This window comes from Micromonospora sp. M51 (assembly GCF_018070305.1).
GTDB lineage: Bacteria > Actinomycetota > Actinomycetes > Mycobacteriales > Micromonosporaceae > Micromonospora > Micromonospora parva.
In genome coordinates, this window is record NZ_JAGPXZ010000487.1 from 1 (window position 1) to 4768 (window position 4768).

The window sequence follows — 4768 nt, forward strand, 5'->3', positions numbered from 1 at the left end:
GTCGTAGTCATTCGCCCAGTACCCGGTCAGCTCACGGAGGTAGTCCACCGGCACCCCGCGGCTCCAGCCGGTGCCGGGCAACGAGCGGGGCCACCGGGTGCGGGAGAGCCGGTCACGCAGGTCGTCGAGGTCCGACTGGCTGATGTCGATGCGAAAGGGTGTCATGCCGAAAACGCTACGGCCCATATAGGACAGCTTCTGGCACACATCGCTGGCATTCTGGGAGCCATGTCCGACACCCCCGCCCGACTGCTGAGCCTGCTGTCGCTGTTACAGACGTCCCGCGAATGGCCCGGCAGCGAGTTGGCCACCCGGCTCGGGGTCAGCCTGCGCACCATCCGCCGCGACGTGGAGCGGCTGCGCGATCTCGGCTACCCGGTGCGGGCGACGATGGGCGCGATCGGCGGATACCGGCTCGTCGCCGGTAAGGCGATGCCCCCGCTGCTGCTCGATGACGACGAGGCGGTGGCGATCGCTGTCGGTCTGCGCACCGCCGCCGGTCACGCGGTGGCCGGCATCGAGGAGGCCTCGGTGCGGGCGCTGACGAAGCTCGAACAGGTGCTGCCATCCAGGCTGCGGCACCGGGTCAGCGCGCTGGGGGCGGCCACCGAACCGATGCTCACCTGGGACCAACCGACTGTCGACCCGGAGCACCTGAGCGCGCTGGCCGCCGCCGTCAACAACCGGGAGCGGCTACGGTTCACCTACCGCCGTCGCGACGGCGTGGACGCCGAACGGCTCGTCGAGCCGTACAAGCTGGTGTCGGCCGGGCGACGCTGGTATCTGGTGGGCTACGACAACGACCGCGACGACTGGCGGATCTTCCGGGTCGATCGGATCACCGACCTGCGGCCCACCCGGAACCGGGTCGCCGCCCGGCAACTGCCGGCGTCCGACGCCGCCACGTTCATGACGGAGAAGCTGCTTGAGCTGACCCCCGTCTACCGGGCGGTGGTGACGCTGCACGCGCCGATCGAGCGGATGGCGGGCCCGCTCAGCGGTGCCGGCGTCGAGCTGGACCCGATCGACGCGACCTCGTGCCGGCTGCGCAGCAACGCCGACACGCTGGAGTGGCTGGCGTGGCGCCTGCTCACCCTCGGTTGCGAGCTGGAGGTGCAGGAGCCGCCGGAGTTGATCGCACACCTGCGGCAGATCGGCACCCGTGCCACCCGCGCCGCCAGCCCTCCCGCAGCGTAGGACGGCCGGCCGCTCGGGGCATCGACACGCCAGCCCGCCGTACGCTTGACGGAGCACAAGCCAGCAAAACCGGCTTTTGGGGAGGAGCTGGACGTGACGCAGAGCGACGCGGAGCTGGTCGTGCTCGCGCAGGCGGGAGACGCGGCCGCGCTCGGTGTGCTGCTGGCCCGGCACGAGGCCGGGATGCGTGCCGTCGCGCTGAGCGTCCTCGGTTACGGGCCGGACGCCGAAGACGCGGTGCAGGACACCATGGTCGTCGCCCTGCGTCGCATCGGCGAGGTTCGCGACCCGAACGCCGTCGGGTCCTGGTTGCGGGCCATCGTCCGCAACACCAGCCGGACGACGTTACGCAAGCCCCGAGCCGTCCCGGTCGCCGAACCGGAGTGGTTCACCGGCCCGGCCGACAGCCCCACCCCCGAGGAGGCACTGGACCGGGCCACGATGCGCGACTGGGTGTGGCACTCCATCGAGCAACTGTCCGAGCCTGACCGCCTGGTCACCCTGCTGCGCTACTTCAGCGACGCGTCCTCGTACGAGCAGATCGCCGCCGTGTGTGGGGTGCCGGTCGGCACCGTCCGCAGCCGCCTCAACCACGCCCGCCGTGCGCTCGCCGGCGGTCTGCGCGCGGCCGCGACCACGGCGCACGCCGACGTCGCCGCCGCCAACGACGCCCGGTGGCGCGAGGGCCGCGACGTGATCGCCACCGCGATGGGCGGCGACTTCGAGCGGGTGGTCCGCGAGAGTTGGTGGCCGAACGCCGAAATGATCGTGCCGGGCGGCCCGCGCGGCGGTCGTGACCTGGCGATCAGCGGCATGAACCGCGACCTGACCGCCGGGGTACGTCAGCGGCTGCGCAACGTGGCCGCCAGCGGCGACGTGCTGATCTGGGAGACCGACCTGATCAGCCCGCCCGACGACCCGGAGCACTGCCCACCCGCGGCGCTGTGGTTGCAGGTGCTACGCGAGGGGCGGGTACGCCAACTGACCCTCTTCCACCCCGTCCCCGCGCTGGTCTGAAAAACCCTCCCGGCCGAGCGAACTTTTCCCCCGACCCGAGCATCTGGTCCGCGTCATGCACCAGTCGCCGTGTCGGCGGACGCCGCACGGTTCTCGGATCGGGAGATAGTTCATGGGTTCCACCAGCCACGACGTCAGCGCCCTCGCACCCGGTGCCCACACGTTCACCGTCGACGGCGTTCGGCAGGTCTACCACGTCGCCGGTACCGGCCCGGTCTGCGTGGCGCACTCCGGCGGCCCCGGCATCGAGTGGGCGTACCTGCGGACGCCCAGCCTTGAGACGCACTTCACCATGGTCTACGTCGAGCCGGTGGGCACCGGCGCGTCCGGGCAGCTGGAGAACCCCGCCGATTACCGCCTGGACACCTATGTCCGGTTCCTGCACGCCGTCGTCGAGCACCTCGGCGAACCCCGGGTGTACCTGCTCGGACACTCACACGGCGGTTTCGTCGCCCAGCGGTACGCGCTCACCCACCCGGACCGGATCGCCGGCCTCGCCCTGTACGACACGTCACCCGTCACCGGCGCCGAGTTCTGGGCCGAGGCCATGGCAGGCCTCGCCGCCTACCCGCAGCGGCACCCGGACCGGCCGGAGGCGGCGGCGGTCCCGGCCGCCTTCGCGCAGATCGGCGGCGCGACGGACGACGAGTCGTTGGGCGCCGCGCTGCGCGCCGCCCTGCCGGTGTACTTCGCGGACTTCTGGGGTCGACAGGACGAGTTCGCCCCGTTTCAGGCGGCCGTCCGGATCTGGTCGACGCCGGCCGGCGCGCAGGACCCCACGCCCTTCGACGTGCGGGACAACCTGGGTGAGATCACCGTGCCCGTTGTGGTGATCGTCGGAGCGTACGACTTCATCTGCGGCCCGCGCTGGGCCGAGCAGCTGCACGCCGGGCTTCCGGACTCGCGGCTGGTGACCCTGCCGCGAAGCGGACACTTCGCGCACATCGAGCAGCCGGCCGAGTTCACCGACGCCGTGGCGGAGCTGCTGAAGCGCTGACCCGCCCGGGTACGGCGCGCCCCGAGGTCCGTTCGTCACAGCGGGCAGGCCTCGGGGTGCGGGCGCGTTGCACGGTCATAGGCTGAGCACTTTGCCGCACCGTGACACAGAGGAGACCGCCGTGAGCCAGACCGAACGGATGGATTCCGTCGACGAGTGGAACGTGGCCGAGGACGACGGGGTGCTGGACGCCTCCGACACCCTCGACGACGACCTGGTCGGCGACCCCCTCGACACCGGCATCGTCGCCGAGGACCACTGGACGGCGGCCAACCGGTTCGGCACCACGCCCGCCGAGGAGCGGGCGGGCGAGTCGCTGGAGCAGCACCTCGCCCAGGAGGTGCCGGATGTCGACCCGTACGCCGAGGGTGGCGACGACGAGGACGAGCTGACCCGCCGGGGGTACGAGGCGGAGGCGCGCGCCGGCCGCCTCGTCGCGTACGACGACGGCGTCCGCGAGGACGACGAGGCCGAGGCGGTGGCGTGGGACGCCGGCATCGACGCGGGTGCCGCCAGCGCCGAGGAAGCGGCGATCCACGTGGTCGAGGACCCGGACGGGCCCGGCGACGGTCCGTTGCGCTGACGACGTACCCGCCGCGCCCGGCACCTCAGCGGGTGCCGGGCGCGGCGGGGTCGGTCAGTGGATGACGACGGGCGTCTTGATCTGCTCGCCCTGCGGGTCGTCGAGCTGCGCCGGCTGCCGTCGGCGCGGCAGCAGGGCGGCCGGGATGAAGGTGAGCACGACCAGCGCGAACGCGACCCAGAACGTGGTGGCGAACGACTTGGCGGCGAAGTCGAGCCCGCGCTCGATGAGCGACGGGTCGACCGGCATCTGCTGAAGCAGCTCCGGCCGCTGCTGGGAGGCGATGGCCAGCCCCGCCTCGGTGACCGGCTTGCCGCTCTCGTCCACCAGGCCGGGAATCGGCCGGGAGCCGTTCAGCTCGTTGGTGAGGATCACCGACATCACGGCGGCACCGACCGACCCGCCGATCTGCTGGAGGATGTTGACGAGCGTCGAGCCGCGCGCCACCTCCTGCGCCTGCAACGTCCGCAGCGCCGACGTCATGATCGGCATCATCGTGCCGCCCATGCCCAGACCCATCACGAACAGCGACGCGCCGAGCAGCCAGTACGAGGTCTGCGGGTCGACCTGGGTGAAGCCGAAGAACCCGATCACGATGAGCCCCAACGCGAACGGGACCGTACGACCGATCGGCACCCGGTCGGCGAGCGTGCCGGCGATCGGCATGGTGATCATCGCGCCGATGCCCTGCGGGGCCATCAGCAGGCCGGCGGCCAGCGTCGACTCACCGCGCACCTGCAGGAAGTAGCTCGGGAACAGCAGGCCGGCGCCCATGAACGCGATGATGAACACGAACATCGTCACCGACGCGATGGTCAGGCTGCGGTTGCGGAACAGGCGCAGGTCGAGCAGCGGGTGCCGGGGCCTGAACGAGTAGAGCACGAACGCCACCACCAGCGCCCCGCCGACCAGCATCGGGGCCCACACCTTGGCCTCGGCGAAGGTGCCCACCTCCGGCAGGGACGAGACGCCGT

Annotated in this window: 6 protein-coding genes; 4 read left to right on the forward strand and 2 right to left on the reverse strand. The window is 71.6% G+C overall.

The genetic code is table 11. The features are described from left to right. On the reverse strand, positions 1-165 hold a 165-nt coding region (locus KBX53_RS22710), incomplete at its 3' end, for an epoxide hydrolase N-terminal domain-containing protein (protein ID WP_247676061.1). Between the two features lie 63 nt (positions 166-228). On the opposite strand from KBX53_RS22710, the gene KBX53_RS22715 reads away from it, so the two are divergent. From KBX53_RS22715 to KBX53_RS22730, 4 genes are all read left to right on the forward strand, one after another. Continuing rightward, a complete protein-coding gene (locus KBX53_RS22715; protein ID WP_210861517.1) occupies positions 229-1197 on the forward strand; it encodes a YafY family protein in 969 nt (322 codons plus the stop codon). A 93-nt stretch (positions 1198-1290) separates the two neighbouring features. Further along, positions 1291-2214 carry an RNA polymerase sigma factor gene (locus KBX53_RS22720; RefSeq protein ID WP_210861519.1) on the forward strand — a complete coding sequence of 308 codons (924 nt, stop codon included), beginning with the start codon at positions 1291-1293 and terminating at the stop codon, positions 2212-2214. A 112-nt stretch (positions 2215-2326) separates the two neighbouring features. Continuing rightward, a complete protein-coding gene (locus KBX53_RS22725) occupies positions 2327-3211 on the forward strand; it encodes an alpha/beta fold hydrolase (protein WP_210861521.1) in 885 nt (294 codons plus the stop codon). Positions 3212-3332: 121 nt separating this feature from the next. Continuing rightward, positions 3333-3794 (forward strand): DUF5709 domain-containing protein, encoded by a 462-nt coding sequence (locus KBX53_RS22730; RefSeq protein ID WP_081883976.1) that lies wholly within the window; start codon positions 3333-3335, stop codon positions 3792-3794. Positions 3795-3848: 54 nt separating this feature from the next. On the opposite strand, the gene KBX53_RS22735 is transcribed toward KBX53_RS22730, so the two are convergent. Further along, positions 3849-4768 (reverse strand): MFS transporter (locus KBX53_RS22735; protein ID WP_210861523.1); only part of this gene is annotated, 920 nt, incomplete at its 5' end.